Here is a 16,157-nt window from a genome sequence, read left to right as displayed (position 1 = left end):
ACATTTCAATATATAAACTATAAACTAAAGTCCATTTTTCTATTATTTAGATTACTATTATTTTTTCATCACAGTCATAAAATGAAACCTCAATCAGCGGAGTTCTTTATGTAAACGAAGGAATAGACCCCCTTTTAAAAGGGGAATCTGTTTCCAAACGTTATTATTAATATTTACCGTAAAATGAATTAGCCTTCATTCGCCCATCATTTGTCATAATCATTTCTTCCAAAATCTTTTGCTTATCTCGAATATGTTGAGCTGCCTTAATAATGAATGGGCTTACCTCCGCCGCAACTTGCGCACGCGTTTCTTCATCCAATGTCATCATCCAGCGATTTAACATTTCACTCTTCTCAGCAAACTCTCTGTCTGACACTTGCAACTCACCGATTTCATTAAAACAGCTGACAAACGTCCGATAAATATCATTGTTCATTTTCAAGTGCTCCGCGGTAACCGTCTATTAAATCTTGTAACACTTTCACAATTGCATCAATATCTTTCGCTTCACGCGTTACTTTCATCGTTTGAATTTGAATGCTAATCCAATCATATAAACCATAGAGACTATCATATAAATCTTTCGTAATCTCAGGATTTAATTGAAGCTTTAGTTCTTCAAAAATACGTTCTAATTTTTCAAGAAGTGCGTCCCCTTCTTGAAGTTTAAAAGTATGTAAAAGTTCTTCTAAATTACGAAACTCTACAATACATCTTTCATAAATAAAAATTGTATTTTTAATCGGATTACTCGTCATAATATCATTTTGCATATAACGTTGCCATGCTTGCATACGATCACTTCCTCAACTTTCATTAATCATCACTTTTTTGTTTTGTCATTGCTTTAATTGTTTTTAGTTGGCTATCAAGCGCCGCCAATGTACTCTCTAGCTTTTGATACTTCTTCACGATTTCATCTTGCTTTTGCAAGTTTTGCGTCTCAATATCTTTAATTTTTTTATCTAAATCACTTACACGTGAGTCAATGTTTTTAACTCTCTCGCCGACTACACCTTTATCACCGAATAGTTTATCAAGCGGTTCTTCCATCATTTTTCCTAAACCGTTAGAACTAAAGAAAAATTGCTTCGCTGCATCGGGTTTTTCTTTTAATGCTTGTGTTAATTTTTCATCATTAACTTCCATCGTTCCATCTTGCTTTAATTGAATACCGAATGTGAATAAATAATTACCATCTTGAGAAAATGTTACGACATTGTTCATTGCCTGACGTACACTTTGCATAATAGCTTGCCCTTGGAAAGCTCCACCTTTTCCAGCAAAGATATCTACTGTAGAAACAGCTTTATTATAATCAGCTACCATTTTTTTAATAACATTCGATGCGTCTGTTACGTTTGAGTCATTTACTGTAAATTTTAGATCTATACCTTTTGCTTTTTGATCTGCATTTGTACCTGTTCCATCTTCTGGTTTATTTTCCACCTTTGATTCCGTTACTTTCAATAGCTCAATTTTCACACCTGGTAATGCTTCAATTGTATTACTATCACTTTTTCCCTCAACACCATTAATACTATATTTTGCATCTAGCGCTTCGTTAATAGTATTTAATTTCATTTCTGTCGTAGGTTGATTATTCTCATCTGTACCTTCCACTTTCGTATAAAACAAATCTGTAAGTACATTAGGCGGTGTCTTTTCTAATTTAATTTCATTCATTGCCCCTTCTTTTTTAGAGGTCATGAAAATTTTATTTCCAAGTGTATAAGCTGATACACCATAATCTCCATCATTAATTTTGTTAATTAAATCTTTATATGTCATATCAGTTGTTACTTTTAGTTCTTTATCGCCTAGTTTTAATACTTCATCTTTAGGAAGTTTCGCATTTATATCTTTAATTTCATTAGAAGCTATTTGATGACGTTGCGCGAGCTGTGTAATTGTCATATTAAAAGTTCCTGCAATCGCACCACCATCTGCTTTTACATTAATATAACCGTCTTGTGTTGTCGTTACTTTTTTCTCATTCCCTTTAAAAGCCGCTAAGTTTTTAAACGTTTGTGTGAAAGAACTAAATTCTGATTTTAAACTTGTATATAATAATTTATCATTTGTAAGGTCGTTCTTTTCTTTCGTATATGGTGTTTTTCTCATATCTAACGCTTGCATTTCTAATTCTACTAGGTTAGAAGTATCGATCATATTATTTCCGAGGTTCCAAATTTGTTGTCTACCACCAATACCTGTCATCGTTGTTCCTGCCATTTTTCTCACTCCTTATAGATTACATGTAGTCTAAAATACTCGTTTTACTCATCGTACTAACCGCTTTAAGCGTCGCTTCATACGTTGCATTTATATATGCCAAGTCAGAAATTGCGACCGCTAAATCAACATCCTCAATTTCTTTACGGTTTTCTTGAAGCGCTAAATTTTGCTCACTTAAAATTGTTTTAAACGTCTCCATTGTGTTCATTGTTGAACCAACTTCAGTTGTACGGTTAATGATGCCATCTAAGTTTTTCTTATTTTCTCCTAATAACGGTTGTAACGCTTTTTGGTCCCCTTTTTGCATCGCTTCGCTCATCTGTTTTAACGTTTTTATAACCGGGGATAATAATGCTTCTCCGTTACGGAATGCCTTTAACTCATAACCGTCATTTAGTTGCCAGTTCACATCATTTTGTCCACCCTGGTACGTACCATCTTCTGTAAATGGTGACTTTTCTGCACTATCACCACCGAAAATATAACGACCTTGCTCTTTCGTATTTGCTAAATATACAACTTGTTTTAAAATTTGATCAATCTCTGCACCGATGGCTTTCAATTCTTTTTCACCATTTTGCTCACTTAATGCTTGTACTGTTAATTGATCTGCTCTTGTTAAAGATTTCAAAACACCTTGTAAAGTATTTTCAGTTTGTGTTAATACATTTTTCGAATCCGCTATATCTTTTTGCATTTGCTCCATATTCGCCAATGAATGTTGAATCGCAAATGACTTACTTGCCGCAAGTGGATCTTCACTCATAAGAAGATTTTTCTTCCCTGAAGTTACTTGGTTTCTATGGTATTGCTGTTGCACGTTCAAATCCATCAACTGATTCTTTGCCCAGTTTGCATTTTGAAATGTAGATACTCTCATTTCTATCTCCTCCTTATATATTTTCAATCAATTACTATCACCTATCGAATAATCGAAAAAAGACTATCAAACACTTCATTCATCGTAGTAATAGCTTTAGAGTTCGCCACGAAATATTTTTGGAAGGCCATTAAATTTACCATTTCCTCTTCCATATTTACCCCTTCAACGCTCATCTTTTCTTGCTGAATACCTTCTAGTAAGTCGCCATGAATTTTTTGATAACCATTCACTGCACTTTTATCAGAAGCTACACGAACTATAAATTGGTCTAATGCTGCTTTATAAGAAAGACCTTCTTTATAATCTCCATCTGTAATTGCTGCTAGTTTATTTGCTGTTTCAGCAGATATTTTCATTTTCGAAACATCTTTTTGGAATTCTGGATTTAACTTCATCTCTTTCGCATAATCTCCAACGAAGAAATCTTTTCCCATCACTGTGTTCACTTGAGTTTTCACTGAACTCATTAAGTCTTCAAGATTTTTTTTATAATCAACAATTTTCGCTTTCGTATCAATCGCTGATTTTATCGCTCCGCTAGTTACAGAGATTTCTGAACCGTAAATCTCAACTGACATTGGGTCTTTTTCTTTATTTAATTGAAGTGGATATGTATCTTGTCCATTTACTGTTAAAACACCATTCATTCTAACACTCGCGATATTAGGATTCATAGATTCATAAGATACTTCGATGTTTGCATACTTAGACATCTCTGTAACGATGCGATCGCGTTCGTCTAAAAGTTGATTCGGTACTTGTGTACCTGCTTGCCCAATTTTATGATTCGCTTCTGCTAAACTAGCAGCAAGACGATTAAATTCATTAACATGCGCTTCAATATCTTCTGCCGTCTGCGCTTCCACTGTATCTAAGTTTTTCGCAAGACGATTTACTTGACTAGTGAACTTCCCAGTTTCAGAAATTAATGTATCGTAGTAGTTTGGTTGTTCTGGATTTTTTGCTACTTCACGAAAGGCATTAAAGAAACCGTCCATTAAACTAGATAATGAATTTTTTCCTGTCGTTCCAACCATAGACTCTACACGTGATAATGTTGAATTCATGTAGTTATAGTAAGAGAGCTGAGATAATTGATCATTAAACTGCTTCGTCTTTACCTCATCAGTAATACGGTCAACACCTAGCGTTTGTACACCGTAACCAATTCTCTGTTCTGGCGTATGACCATTGCTTGCTCCAACAGATCCGTAATTCACCATTTGACGAACATAACCCGGTGTATGAATGTTAGACAAGTTTTGTTTCGTTGTTTGTAACCCCATTTGAGCCGCTAACATGCCCGATAGCGGTGTATTATAATCAGATAATCTCATAAAGCTTCCCTTCTCCTTTACAATAGTTCGTTCATAAAGATTTGCGAATTATTGTTTCGCTCTAAGTTATATTCAGAAACAGAATCCACAATACTTTCTGTAGTTTTTAATAGTACGTTTAAGTAATATTGATTTTTCAAAAGAATCATTTTTACATTCTCTTCTAATTCAGTTACGTTTTTTTGTAATTCTTCCATTTTTTCAATTTCTTCTTGAGAAAAATACGAAAATAACGCACTTACACGAAACGATTCAACCCCTTGTTCTTTACAGAACTGAACAACCATTTCTTCAAATGAGCTTGATAACCCTTTTAAACCATCAATGTACTGCAATTGCTCTACTTGCAACTTTTGAACTGCATTTACATTTTTATTTTTCAAATTCTCATATATTTGCTCTCCAAGCGCTTGAATATTTTCATACGCTTTTTGAATAATAACGAGTTTTTCATATAATTGTATGTACATATAGCTTCCTTTCTTTTACAAGACTAAATTCACAATTAAACCATGGATTTCTCCAATTTGATTTAACATTTCTAAATGTCCTGTTTTCGTATTAATTAAATTCATAACATCTTCTAATTCATTCAATCCCATTTCTGCCTGTTTCACAATCGTCATTTTCTGTGAATATCCGTAACGCGGGTGACGAGACATGACATCTTTATACTGCAATACATTATCAACGTAAAAATTCAAAAATGATTTTACTGTATTTTTGTATTCCATTACATTATCAAGCGTTAATTCCATTTCAATTTTCTCTTTAATTTCTCCAATATTATCGACAAACGCTTCCATTTGTTCTAGCAATTTATCTTTTTTCGGATCTGCATGCAAATTATCCGAAAATGCAAGTCCTGTCCTGACATTTGCTTCTTTCGGCATTTGAGTAGCAGGCGGTATATGCGATAAAATTGGATTATGCGAGATAGAACGTAGCATATATATCACCTATTTATTTTTTTATTTCTTCCTAAACTTAATCGTAAAATCCAGTTATTTATAATTATACTCTGAACAGTAACATTTTGCAGTTATTTTTTATAAAAGATATGTTACAATTTAGCATGAGGTGGCACAATTCTATGAATATTTTCCTTTGTGGTTCAAATCAATTAACAGCATTAGATCAAGAAGAAATTAAAAAATTTTTAACTGACTATGCTCACAAACATAAAATTTACATATTATGTTATAAATCTATTGAAAATGAGGTTCTTCGTTTTTTCGTTGAGAATGAAAGACTCGCTCAAAATTTATGCCTTTACACGCTGCAACCATTGCCAGCAATAACAGATGAATTTCAAGAAGTCGTTGATTACTTAAAAAAACACGGAGCCGAATATGTTGCTTTTGATCATCCTTCCGACTCCATTTACCGATCAGATTATATGTTTTTTGTTAAACAAATTATTGAAGACACTGATTTAGTTCTCTGTTTTTATAATGGTGACAAACATACATCTGTCATCCCTGTCGATGTTGCAAAAGAAGCAGGTATTGATGCTGTCATTTATGATTTACCAGGATTACATGAAAAGCAAATGAAAAAAAGCTTTGAACAAAAAATTCGTATGATGTAAAGGGGGAGGCACAATACCATTATTGTGCCCATTGTAAATATGATAATTGAACAAGATTATGATCATTTTATCGCGAGTTTTAAACAACAATTCAATATGGACATCGCTTCATATAAACAAGATAGAATGCGCCGTAGAATCGATGCTTTCATTTCGAGAAAAGGCTTCGAAAACTACACTAATTTTTTAAACAAATTACGCGCTGATCAAAATTTATTTTTAAATTTTATTGACTATATTACAATTAACGTTTCAGAGTTTTTTAGAAATAAAGAACGATGGCAAACTTTAGAGTCGAAAGCACTACCAAAATTACTCGAACAAAATAGCGGAAAATTAAAGGTATGGAGTGCCGCTTGCGCTGCTGGTGAAGAACCGTATACACTCTCTTTAATTTTATCAAAGCATCTAGCTCCATTCCGTTTTGAAATTCAAGCAACAGATCTTGATTTTCATATTTTAGAAACTGCAAAACGCGGTCAATATACAGAACGTTCGTTAAAGGAATTACCTACTGATTTGAAAGAACGTCATTTCACAAAAGAGAATGGTCTATATTCATTGCATCAAAACATTAAACAAAACGTCTCGTTTAAACAACATGACCTTTTAATGCAGTCATTCGATACAAATTATGATTTGATTATTTGTCGTAATGTAATGATATATTTCACAGAAGAAGCAAGAGTAAAACTTTACGAAAAATTTAGTCGTTCTTTACGAAAAGGCGGTGTACTATTTGTTGGTAGTACGGAACAAATTTTAACACCCGAACGTTACAATCTTCAGCGATTTGATACATTCTTCTACGAAAAAATATAAAAGAGGTCGTCACAATGGAGTGACGACCTTTTTACATAACTCGAATTAAAATAATACCGACAATCCATATGAAGAGAAAAAGAAACGTCATAGACCATTTATGTTCTTGCATCGTTTGTTTCAACGCCTGTGACAATTGTGTCATGTTCATTTCCGCAAGCGCTCTCCATACACTTACATCCCGATCTTTAGCAATGCGGTCTGTAACGCTAATTAAAATTGTTTCGTTAGACAATTTCGTTATATAAGCAGTAATAACCGTTACCATCAAATTTATATTTCCTTCTGAAGAATCACTTTCCACTCTAGAGATAAGTGCACTTACATCTAGTAATGGAATATGTACTTTTCTACCAAATGATAGTTGTACTTCAGCGAAATCATATGTTCCATCTAACAAAGGAAGTTCTTTTATATGCGCCTGCTTAATAAGTCCTTGCAGGCTTCTAATTACTTGTTCAAACACTTTTTCTGATTGCTTTCCTTCTTCAGATAACGTATGTAACTTTTTAAAAAGTTGTAACACTGTATCCATCTCTTTAGAAAGCATTTCCTTCATAATCTTTCCATCACTTAAACTTGCAAGTAAAATACCTATCTCATTATTTTTCGAAATAATTTTAGACTGTCCAGTAAACACTAAATTGCTACGCTTTCGTTCTTTCTGGATTTCATGTTCCGAAATAGCTGCAGGCTGTTTTAATGGTTGTAGCGTCTTATCTTCAATTGTCGTACGTTTAATCTCCATTTAAGCGCCTCCACTACTATGAAATAATTAGCCCCATTCTTTATTACTCTTTAAAACTAAAAACAGTACGAACAAACCTGACATGATAGTAAATACATCCGAAGCTTGTACTCCCTGTTCACCTTTTTCTTCTTCCTTGTCTTTCGTTTCTTCTTTTTGTTCTTTCTTTTTAGAGACAACTTGTTTGTTATTTTTCTCTTTTTGGTCCTTCGCCTTATGTACTTCCTTGTTGTCTTCGAACGGCTCTTTTATAACGTAAGTAAATTTCTCTTTCAACGGTTCTTTTATAAACTTATTTACTTTCTCATCTTGCTTCGGAATTTGAACAACCGGCAATTTTTCTTCTAGAAGCGGGTTTTTGACTTTCAAATCTTCTTGCTTCTCATTTTCTTTCTTATCTTCTAATTCATTTTCTAGTTTATTATCTAATTTCTCTTCTTTCTCTTTCTCTTCTATCTTTTTATCATCTTCGTTTTTTGGCGCCAAAACAGAAATGGTATATTCACTTTCTTCAACAAGTTTATTACCTGCTGCATCTATTATCTCTACAAGTAATTCGTATGGCCCAGCCGGCAATGCTTCTGTTATTTCAAATACTTTTTGCCAATCCATATCATGCTTGTTGTAGTCTAATAAAAACGAAAGCTCTTTATTTTCTTTCCCTTTTAATGTAACGCGCACTTCTTTTACAACCGATTCTATATCTGACGCTTTTACTCGTATATGTATAGAATCTCCCTGTTTTCGTTCAACTAAGTTCTCTTTTACTTCATCAATAGTAACTTTCTGTAACTTTGGCAATTCTTTATCTATAGTTGGCGTTTCATTTTTAATACGAATGAGCGGGACTTTCACTTCATTTTTTACGATTTCTTCTTTCTCATTCTCTTTGTAACTTTGAACGAGCTGAAGATTCCAATCACCTTGCAAATCAAAATTCCCTGCTTTATAGTTAGCAACCCAGCTCTTCGTTTCTTCATCATACTCAAAAGATAGTATTCTTTCTTGCGCATATTGCTCGCCATTTTTTTGTAGCTGCAATATACCTTTCATACTTTGAATGTTTTTCCCATTTGGTTCTACAGCAATTCGCACTTCTTCGCCAACTTTAAGCTCCGGCTTATTTACTGTAATAATTCCTTGTTCTGTTTCTATCTTTCTTTTATTCAATTGTTTATTTACTACTTCTTGTTGCTCTGCTTCTTGTTGCTCTGCTTCTTTTTGTTTCTCTTCATCTTGCTTCGTTTCCACTTGTTCTGACGATTCTTGAGATTCCTTATTTTCTTCTTGTACATTCACTTCATTTATTTTTTGATCTGACTCAATTTGTTCCTCAGCCTGACTTTGCAAGGGGAAGAACAAGCACACATGTATGCATAGCCAACTCATTAGAAAAAACTTTACGTTTTTCATCTACTAGTTCAAACTCCTATTTCAATGCCTTATAGTGATTTCGTCACTTTTACTCCAAAAAATCCATCTACATTTACAAGTTCACCATACGCCACTAATACATCATTTACATAAATACGAATCGGTTCATCAATATCCTCATCTAGTACAACTGCTTCATTTTCTTGTAAACTTAATATATCTTGAATCGTTTTCACTGTACTTCCAAATACAAATTTCACGTTCATTTCTACATTTTGTAGAATGGACGTGTCCATATATACTGGTTCCATTTGTTTTACTTCTTTAAATTCAATAGGTTGCACAACTGGTTCTACAATTTTTTCTTCTTCAATTTCTTCTGTGGCAATCTCTTCTTCTTCCACCATCGGATACAGAAGTCGCCTTACCATTTCTTTCGCTTCGGAAATTGGCAAAATTTGATACATCTTCGATTGAAGCAAATCGCCAATTTCAAGATTGAACGTAATTTGAACGAGTTCGTCCACTTCCATTGACTCTCCCAAATATTCCATTTCTTCTTTTAACGTTACAAATTTAACATTTGGCGGCGTCATGTCCATTTTTTCTTGAAACATTTCTGACATCGCCGTAGCAGCATGACCCATCATTTGGTTCATAATTTCTTTAATACCGCTCAGTTCTAATTCAGTAAGCTCTTTTTCTGGGTCAACTTCCCCTGTTCCCATCATCATTAAATCTACCATTGTTAAGGCAACATCTTTCGTAAATACGAATACATTCTCATTCTTTAGCCCTTCAACAAAGTCGACATTTAAAATAACAAATGGTACTGGTACTCCATCATAATGACGAACATTGATTGCTTCCACATTTGGTGTACTAATTGTAACTGGCTGATTTAAAAGCGTTGACAATACTGTTGAAGCGGAGCCAATTGAAATATTTGCAATTTCACCAAGCACATCTTTCTCTTCTTGTGTTAAATGCTCTTTTTCAACTTGTTCTTCTACAATCTCAGTTTCCACTACTTCTGCTGGTTCGTCTGTTTCTTCTACTCCACCAGATAATTGCATTAATTTATTTACCATTTGTTTCGCATGCTCAACTGAAACAATTTGTACAAGTTTAGAGTTTACAAGATTATCTATCTTTAAATCAAACGATACTTTAACAATCGTATGATTCCCATCGATTTCAGAGATTTTCTCCATTTCTTCTGATAACTTTACAACTTTAATCGTCGGCGGAGACATATCTACTGTATCTTGGAAGAATTCCGACATAGATGTAGCTGCGAATCCCATCATTTGATTCATCGCTTCTTGTACAGCACTTAGCTCTAATTCACCAAGTTCTTTTCCGTCCTCGACTTCACCTGTTCCCATCATCATTAAATCAGCAATGGACAATGCAACATCTTGCTTAAGAACAAGAAGGTTTTCCATATCTAATCCTTTTGTAAAATGAATGTTTAATACAACATGTGGAACTTCGACATCTCTTGAATCATATAAATCTACCAACTCTATACGAGGAGCAGTAATGCTTACTTGCCTATTTAAAATTGTTGATAATACAGTCGAAGCTGAACCAAATGATATATTTGCAATTTCGCCAAGAATATCGCATTCTTGGGGCGTTAAATGCTCATTTTCTTTTTCTAGCACAATCGTGCTCGTATCCCCTTTTGTGTGTTGCTCAGGCATTTTCCCTGCCTCCTCATTTCTGTTTTTCTATCAAATAATATAAACTCTTATTTTATTTTAGCAAACTCATTAGTATAAAACGTTACTATGTATCCCATTATTAGATTCGTAACGATTAGCCAAAAAGCTCCCCAATTGTATACAAGTGGGGAGCTTTCCTTCATTCCTATTATAAACCTTCTGGGTTTAAAATGAGGACCACTCGTCCATCACCGAGAATCGTCGCACCAGAGAAATAGTTAGAACTCTCTGCAAAGAAGTCACCTAATGACTTTAAGACTATTTCTCTTTGACCGATAATTGTGTTTACAATAAGTCCATAGCTGCGATGTGTGTTACGAACAATTAACACAGGAACCATTTGACCATCATATGACGCAAACGCCTCATCTACTGTTTTTTCACCAAATACAGTACTTAAATGTTTCACTTCAATAATTTGATTACGATAATTTAATACATCTTTTCCTTGTAAGGATTGGATGTCTTCTCTCTTAATTCGAATTGCTTCAACGATATTTCCAAGAGGTAAAGCATAACGCTTATCATTCGTTTGAACAAGCATAGATTGAATAATAGATAACGTTAATGGAAGTTCAATTCTAAATGTACTTCCCTTTCCTTCCTCAGAATCAATAATTAAATGTCCACCTAAACTATGAATCGTATGTTTTACAACATCTAATCCGACACCGCGTCCTGAAAGATCTGATACAACTTCAGCTGTACTAAATCCCGGTTGGAAAATAAGATCAAACACTTCACGATCTGTTAATCTATTCGCATCTGCTTCAGTTACAACGCCATTTTTAATCGCTTTTTCTAATACTTTCCCTTTATTAATACCGTTTCCATCATCCGTAATTTGAATAACGACATGATTTCCACTATGAAAGGCTTCTAATTTAATCGTACCTGTCTCATTTTTACCTGCATCACGTCGTTTTTCAACAGTTTCAACACCGTGATCGATTGCATTTCGAATTAAATGAACGAGCGGATCACCGATTTCATCAATAACAATTTTATCTACTTCAGTATCTTCACCTGTAATTTGTAAATCGATTTTTTTCCCTAAATCTTTCGCTAACATACGTACCATACGCGGGAAACGATTGAACACAGTTTCAATCGGCACCATACGCATATTTAATAGTACATTTTGAATATCTTTTGAAATATCGCCTAATCGATTTAAATGTTCAATTAGCTCCTTGTTTTGAATCGTTTGAGCCAATTCATCAATGCGCCCACGTTCAATTACACTTTCTTCAAACATATTCATTAATCTTTCGATTTTTTCTAATTGAACACGAATTGAACGATTCTCCACTTTAGCATTTTTCGTTTTTGTAGTACTTTTAGCTGGCATAGCACTTGAAGGTTGATTCGTTGCCTCTATTGGTGATTCTACCTGCGTAGCCACAGCTGGTTGTAGCTTTCCTTCTACTTGCACAACTTCTTGTGTAACGACTTTTTTAGAAGCTACTTCCTTCGATATAGGTTCTCCTTGCTTTACTTCCACTTTCTCAATTTCAGAAACATGAAGTACTACTTGTTTCAATTCTTCTATACTACAATCAGTATCCATAAATACTGTAAATTCAAATCCGAAAGCATCTGCTTCAATTTCTTCAATACTCGGAGCTGTTTTTTGTATATTCCCTACATTTTGCAATGCTTCAATACACATAATAGCACGTACCGCTTTTAAAATTGCTTGCTGTTCAACTGTTATATGCACTTCATGCGAAACTGCATCATCGGTGTCTATATGATTTTGCTCTATATGTTCCGTAGGAGTTTCTACATTGCCGTTCAATAATGCTTCTAATTTCTGTTTAGTTGAGGCTACATCAATATTGCCCATTCCACCTTGTTGCACATCTGCAACCATCTTCTCCAAATTATCAATGCACTCAAAAATCACATCAATAATATCCGCATTTACAACTATATTTCCATGACGAATTTCATCTAACACATTTTCCATCTTATGCGTTAAATCAGCCATTTCTGTAAATTCCATGCTCGCAGACATACCTTTGAATGTATGAGCGGATCGGAATATTTCTCCTACAACATCCATATCAGCAGGATTTTGTTCTAACACTAGCACATTTTCATTTAGCGACTGTAAATGTTCTTCTGACTCTTCGAAAAATATATTTAATAGATCTGTTTGCATTTTTATCCCCTACCTGTCTAACAAACATTTCATTTATGTATAACAATTTAGTGTTTTACAATGAGAAAAAAGGGGGCCACACGTCGATCCGCTATCACTGTTTTGATTCCTTGTGGCACCCCTTCTATATTAACTATTTGCTACTTTTGTTAAAGCTTCAATTACACGATCCGCTTGGAATGGCTTTACAATAAAGTCTTTTGCCCCGCCCTTAATTGCATCTAATACCATACCTTGTTGTCCCATTGCAGAACAAATAACAACCTTTGCACTTGAATCAATTTTAATAATTTCTTTTAATGCTTCAAGCCCGTCCATTTCTGGCATAGTAATATCTAATGTTACAATATCAGGTTGAAGTTCTTTATACTTTTGAATTGCTTCTACCCCATTCTCTGCTTCGCCAATAACTTCAAATTCAGCATTACTTTTTAATAAGTTTTTAATCATCGTTCTCATAAACATCGCATCGTCTACTACTAAAATTTTATGTGCCATTCTTTTTAATTCTCTCCTTCTATGTATAAATATATCTTAATATTTCACCTTATCATTCTCACTCATTATACAAAATAAAATGATAAAATTTAATATTTTTTTAAAAGAATTTTCGTGTTTTTATTATTTTATTATTAAAATAATAATATACTACTCTTTTATATAAATAACAACGCGACGGTTTTTTTCCCAGTTTTGCGGTGAATCATTTGGTACAATTGGCTTTGTGTCTGCATATCCTACCGCAGCTAGCCTTTTATCGTCCACATTATACACTTCAATTAAATGGTGAATCATATTTGCCGCTCGTGCTGAAGATAACTCCCAATTAGAAGGGAATTTCTCGTTATGAATAGGTCTACTATCTGTATGTCCCTCTACAACAATTGGGTTAGGTACGGATTGAAAAAATCCAACTAATTGACTTATTATCCCTTTCGCTTCGGGCTTAACGTTCGCATCGCCTGTATCAAATATTAAATTATCTACTATAACGACGCTTACCCCTGTATCCTCTCGATATACATTCACTTGACTAATACCATTATTATCTACATATGCTTTTAACTTCTTATATAATTCATCCATTCTCTTTTTTGAAATCATTTTTTCATCATTTTTTTCATGTGAAATATCCGGTATTGTATTTTCCATTACTTTTGCATCTACTTGCCCCGTATCACTAAACTTTTCAAGCATCTTTGACAATTTTACTGCATCTTGCTTTGATGTAGCAACTAGTAATACAAAGAAAGTTAATAATAACATCGTTAAATCTGTAAAAGTCGTCATCCAACGAGGCGATCCCTTTTGCGGTCCTTTACTCATCATACCACTCCTTGAAATATTAGGCTGCTCCTTTTACCTTTTTTACCTTTGTTTCGTATACGTATGTATCCAGTTTCAACTTTAATTTAGAAGGGATTTGTCCACGATACAATTCTGAAATTGCTTCTATTACAAACTTCTTCTCTGTATATAAATCTTCAATACCACGATATACTTTTTCCGCAAGAGGGATTGCAATCATATTCGCAAGTACAGACCCATATAATGTCGTTAACATCGCAACTGCCATTCCTGTACCAATTTGCGATGTATCTTGTAAGTTTTGGAGCATAATGATAAGACCGATTAACGTACCAATCATTCCCCAAGCTGGAGCAAAATCACCAATTTTATCTAATAATGCTGCTCCTTTTCTTAACTCATACACTTCCGTTTCAATATCTTTCAATAACACTTCTTTTAATTCATCTTCATCGTAACCGCTTAACATTAATCGAATTCCTTTTTGAATAAAAGGATTGTCTACTTGCTCTCCATCTACCTCTAAAGAAAGCAAGCCGTTCTTTTTAGACTTTTTCGAAAAATCGACAAACAAATCCGTTAACTGTTCTAAATCTTCTTCTCTTCTATGTAAAACAGTAAAAATGCTTTTCGTATATTTTTTTATTTCTCCAAATCGATATGCCACAACAATTGTCGCTGTTGTTCCCCCTATGACAATTAAAATAGATGAAACATCTAAAAAGTTTTTGAAAGCTTTTATTCCACCGCCGCCAAGCATAATTGCCGCTATCACTATAATGAAACCTACTATAATGCCCACTGGGCTAGAAATATCAAACTTCCTTTTTCTTCTTTGTGGTCTAGCTAATACTTGATTTTTCTCTCCCATATTTCTGCCCTTTCCTTTCCATTTTTATATAACATTTTTTTATTTTAATAATACGTTTTCACATATAACATGTATTATACGCTTATCATCTGTTTATCGCAATATACTCATGAAATTGACACATTTCATTTCTATATTAGAATTATGGTATGAATAAATGAGGAGGATCACGATGGAACACAACATTTTACAAGTCATTGCATTAGCAGAAAAACTAAAATATGAAATGCGACATAGCTGGCTTTCCAACGGACGTCAAGAAAGTGTTGCCGAACATACATGGCGGATGTCTCTAATGGCCATTTTAGTTGAACCTTATTTGGATCAAAAAGTAAGTATTGAGAAATTACTTAAAATGGTTATTATTCACGACCTAGTCGAAGCCGAAGCTGGTGATATTCCTGCTTTTGATACAATGAATAGTCACGAATTACAGCTACAAAAACAAAAAAATGAACTGGAGGCTATTTTAAATATTAAACAAACGTTAACAGGTTCTCTCGGCGAGGAATTATATGACTTATGGATGGAGTTTGAAGCGAAAGAAACGTACGAAGCAAAAGTTGCTAATGCACTCGATAAACTTGAGGTGAAAATCCAGCATAACGAAGCTGATATTGATACGTGGCTACCAATTGAACATAAAATGACGTTCCAAGTAGCAAAGCATACAAACTTTGATTCTTTCCTATCTAAATTACAAAAAATTATTGAACAAGATGGAGAAAAGAAGTTAATTGCTGCCGGCATTGATGTTGAGGCATGCAAGCAATAATGAAATAAGACACTCAACAAGAGTGTCTTATTTCATTATTGTTGATATAGCCTGCTTATAAATAAGCTGTTGTTTTCCATCCACTAAGATTAAAACTGTAAATTTATCCACTCCAACAACTTCTCCTATTATTCTAACGCCACTCTTTAAGAAAATTGTAACTGTACCTTTTTCTTCTTTTATTTGTTTATACAATTCTTCCTGTAAATGTTCCAATTACTGTCCTCTCCTTTCTGTGAAACATCTTAATATAAAAAACTATAAATTTTTTATTTATGCACTTTGTCTTTTATGTTCATAAACTTATTAA

Annotated in this window: 18 protein-coding genes; 3 read left to right on the top strand and 15 right to left on the bottom strand. The window is 33.8% G+C overall.

Annotation, left to right across the window (positions count from 1 at the left end):
- Positions 1–166: 166 nt before the first annotated feature.
- Genes ACQGSG_RS20060 through ACQGSG_RS20030 form a run of 7 tightly spaced genes read right to left on the bottom strand, consistent with a single transcriptional unit; the run spans position 167 to position 5,411 of the window.
- Positions 167–439, bottom strand: a complete 273-nt coding sequence (locus tag ACQGSG_RS20060) for a hypothetical protein (protein WP_001058088.1) — start codon at positions 437–439, stop codon at positions 167–169.
- Positions 429–797: a flagellar export chaperone FliS gene (gene fliS / locus ACQGSG_RS20055; RefSeq protein ID WP_001149516.1), complete on the bottom strand. Its 369-nt coding sequence runs from the start codon at positions 795–797 to the stop codon at positions 429–431. Before fliS ends, ACQGSG_RS20060 begins: the two co-directional genes overlap by 11 nt.
- A 22-nt stretch (positions 798–819) precedes the next feature.
- Positions 820–2,238: a flagellar hook-associated protein 2 gene (locus tag ACQGSG_RS20050; RefSeq protein ID WP_000929302.1), complete on the bottom strand. Its 1,419-nt coding sequence runs from the start codon at positions 2,236–2,238 to the stop codon at positions 820–822.
- Between the two features lie 19 nt (positions 2,239–2,257).
- Positions 2,258–3,121: a flagellar hook-associated protein 3 gene (locus ACQGSG_RS20045; protein WP_001266415.1), complete on the bottom strand. Its 864-nt coding sequence runs from the start codon at positions 3,119–3,121 to the stop codon at positions 2,258–2,260.
- Positions 3,122–3,162: 41 nt separating this feature from the next.
- Entirely contained in the window at positions 3,163–4,461 is a 1,299-nt protein-coding gene (gene flgK, locus ACQGSG_RS20040) for a flagellar hook-associated protein FlgK (protein WP_325842271.1), read from the bottom strand.
- 17 nt (positions 4,462–4,478) lie between these two features.
- On the bottom strand, positions 4,479–4,931 hold the full coding sequence (locus ACQGSG_RS20035) for a hypothetical protein (RefSeq protein ID WP_000275878.1): 453 nt from the start codon (positions 4,929–4,931) through the stop codon (positions 4,479–4,481).
- Between the two features lie 15 nt (positions 4,932–4,946).
- Positions 4,947–5,411 (bottom strand): YaaR family protein, encoded by a 465-nt coding sequence (locus tag ACQGSG_RS20030; RefSeq protein WP_000946323.1) that lies wholly within the window; start codon positions 5,409–5,411, stop codon positions 4,947–4,949.
- Positions 5,412–5,554: 143 nt separating this feature from the next.
- On the opposite strand from ACQGSG_RS20030, the gene ACQGSG_RS20025 reads away from it, so the two are divergent.
- Both ACQGSG_RS20025 and cheR read left to right on the top strand, forming a co-directional pair.
- On the top strand, positions 5,555–6,052 hold the full coding sequence (locus tag ACQGSG_RS20025) for a hypothetical protein (RefSeq protein ID WP_001020105.1): 498 nt from the start codon (positions 5,555–5,557) through the stop codon (positions 6,050–6,052).
- A gap of 39 nt (positions 6,053–6,091) precedes the next feature.
- A complete protein-coding gene (cheR, locus tag ACQGSG_RS20020; RefSeq protein ID WP_000582881.1) occupies positions 6,092–6,874 on the top strand; it encodes a protein-glutamate O-methyltransferase CheR in 783 nt (260 codons plus the stop codon).
- Positions 6,875–6,905: 31 nt separating this feature from the next.
- On the opposite strand, the gene ACQGSG_RS20015 is transcribed toward cheR, so the two are convergent.
- From ACQGSG_RS20015 to ACQGSG_RS19985, 7 genes are all read right to left on the bottom strand, one after another.
- On the bottom strand, positions 6,906–7,622 hold the full coding sequence (locus ACQGSG_RS20015) for a hypothetical protein (RefSeq protein WP_000403962.1): 717 nt from the start codon (positions 7,620–7,622) through the stop codon (positions 6,906–6,908).
- 27 nt (positions 7,623–7,649) lie between these two features.
- On the bottom strand, positions 7,650–9,035 hold the full coding sequence (locus ACQGSG_RS20010; protein WP_098397466.1) for a transglycosylase: 1,386 nt from the start codon (positions 9,033–9,035) through the stop codon (positions 7,650–7,652).
- A 29-nt stretch (positions 9,036–9,064) separates the two neighbouring features.
- Positions 9,065–10,705: a flagellar motor switch protein gene (locus ACQGSG_RS20005; protein ID WP_001115010.1), complete on the bottom strand. Its 1,641-nt coding sequence runs from the start codon at positions 10,703–10,705 to the stop codon at positions 9,065–9,067.
- A gap of 169 nt (positions 10,706–10,874) precedes the next feature.
- Positions 10,875–12,893 carry a chemotaxis protein CheA gene (locus ACQGSG_RS20000; RefSeq protein ID WP_001192611.1) on the bottom strand — a complete coding sequence of 673 codons (2,019 nt, stop codon included), beginning with the start codon at positions 12,891–12,893 and terminating at the stop codon, positions 10,875–10,877.
- Between the two features lie 129 nt (positions 12,894–13,022).
- Positions 13,023–13,391 carry a response regulator gene (locus ACQGSG_RS19995; protein ID WP_000940568.1) on the bottom strand — a complete coding sequence of 123 codons (369 nt, stop codon included), beginning with the start codon at positions 13,389–13,391 and terminating at the stop codon, positions 13,023–13,025.
- 150 nt (positions 13,392–13,541) lie between these two features.
- Positions 13,542–14,219, bottom strand: coding sequence for an OmpA family protein (locus tag ACQGSG_RS19990; RefSeq protein WP_000033627.1), 678 nt, complete (start codon positions 14,217–14,219; stop codon positions 13,542–13,544).
- A 19-nt stretch (positions 14,220–14,238) separates the two neighbouring features.
- The gene (locus ACQGSG_RS19985) at positions 14,239–15,072 is read right to left on the bottom strand and encodes a flagellar motor protein MotP (RefSeq protein ID WP_000504192.1); all 834 of its coding nucleotides are present in this window, start codon (positions 15,070–15,072) and stop codon (positions 14,239–14,241) included.
- A 172-nt stretch (positions 15,073–15,244) separates the two neighbouring features.
- Between ACQGSG_RS19985 and ACQGSG_RS19980 the strand changes: the two genes are divergently transcribed.
- On the top strand, positions 15,245–15,847 hold the full coding sequence (locus ACQGSG_RS19980; RefSeq protein ID WP_000400780.1) for an HD domain-containing protein: 603 nt from the start codon (positions 15,245–15,247) through the stop codon (positions 15,845–15,847).
- A 27-nt stretch (positions 15,848–15,874) separates the two neighbouring features.
- Here the strand turns inward: ACQGSG_RS19980 and hfq are convergent, their stop codons facing one another.
- Positions 15,875–16,063 carry an RNA chaperone Hfq gene (gene hfq, locus ACQGSG_RS19975; protein ID WP_000400664.1) on the bottom strand — a complete coding sequence of 63 codons (189 nt, stop codon included), beginning with the start codon at positions 16,061–16,063 and terminating at the stop codon, positions 15,875–15,877.
- Positions 16,064–16,157: the final 94 nt, after the last annotated feature.

The organism is Bacillus sp. GMa5/1, assembly GCF_050172015.1.
GTDB lineage: Bacteria > Bacillota > Bacilli > Bacillales > Bacillaceae_G > Bacillus_A > Bacillus_A cereus.
This window is presented reverse-complemented; position numbering and strand designations above follow the sequence as displayed.

Coding starts and splice junctions, on each gene's coding strand:
- ACQGSG_RS20060 (WP_001058088.1), bottom strand. CDS start 439: ATGAACAATGATATTTATCGGACGTTTGTCAGCTGTTTTAATGAAATC.
- fliS (WP_001149516.1), bottom strand. CDS start 797: ATGCAAGCATGGCAACGTTATATGCAAAATGATATTATGACGAGTAAT.
- ACQGSG_RS20050 (WP_000929302.1), bottom strand. CDS start 2,238: ATGGCAGGAACAACGATGACAGGTATTGGTGGTAGACAACAAATTTGG.
- ACQGSG_RS20045 (WP_001266415.1), bottom strand. CDS start 3,121: ATGAGAGTATCTACATTTCAAAATGCAAACTGGGCAAAGAATCAGTTG.
- flgK (WP_325842271.1), bottom strand. CDS start 4,461: ATGAGATTATCTGATTATAATACACCGCTATCGGGCATGTTAGCGGCT.
- ACQGSG_RS20035 (WP_000275878.1), bottom strand. CDS start 4,931: ATGTACATACAATTATATGAAAAACTCGTTATTATTCAAAAAGCGTAT.
- ACQGSG_RS20030 (WP_000946323.1), bottom strand. CDS start 5,411: ATGCTACGTTCTATCTCGCATAATCCAATTTTATCGCATATACCGCCT.
- ACQGSG_RS20025 (WP_001020105.1), top strand. CDS start 5,555: ATGAATATTTTCCTTTGTGGTTCAAATCAATTAACAGCATTAGATCAA.
- cheR (WP_000582881.1), top strand. CDS start 6,092: ATGATAATTGAACAAGATTATGATCATTTTATCGCGAGTTTTAAACAA.
- ACQGSG_RS20015 (WP_000403962.1), bottom strand. CDS start 7,622: ATGGAGATTAAACGTACGACAATTGAAGATAAGACGCTACAACCATTA.
- ACQGSG_RS20010 (WP_098397466.1), bottom strand. CDS start 9,035: ATGAAAAACGTAAAGTTTTTTCTAATGAGTTGGCTATGCATACATGTG.
- ACQGSG_RS20005 (WP_001115010.1), bottom strand. CDS start 10,705: ATGCCTGAGCAACACACAAAAGGGGATACGAGCACGATTGTGCTAGAA.
- ACQGSG_RS20000 (WP_001192611.1), bottom strand. CDS start 12,893: ATGCAAACAGATCTATTAAATATATTTTTCGAAGAGTCAGAAGAACAT.
- ACQGSG_RS19995 (WP_000940568.1), bottom strand. CDS start 13,391: ATGGCACATAAAATTTTAGTAGTAGACGATGCGATGTTTATGAGAACG.
- ACQGSG_RS19990 (WP_000033627.1), bottom strand. CDS start 14,219: ATGAGTAAAGGACCGCAAAAGGGATCGCCTCGTTGGATGACGACTTTT.
- ACQGSG_RS19985 (WP_000504192.1), bottom strand. CDS start 15,072: ATGGGAGAGAAAAATCAAGTATTAGCTAGACCACAAAGAAGAAAAAGG.
- ACQGSG_RS19980 (WP_000400780.1), top strand. CDS start 15,245: ATGGAACACAACATTTTACAAGTCATTGCATTAGCAGAAAAACTAAAA.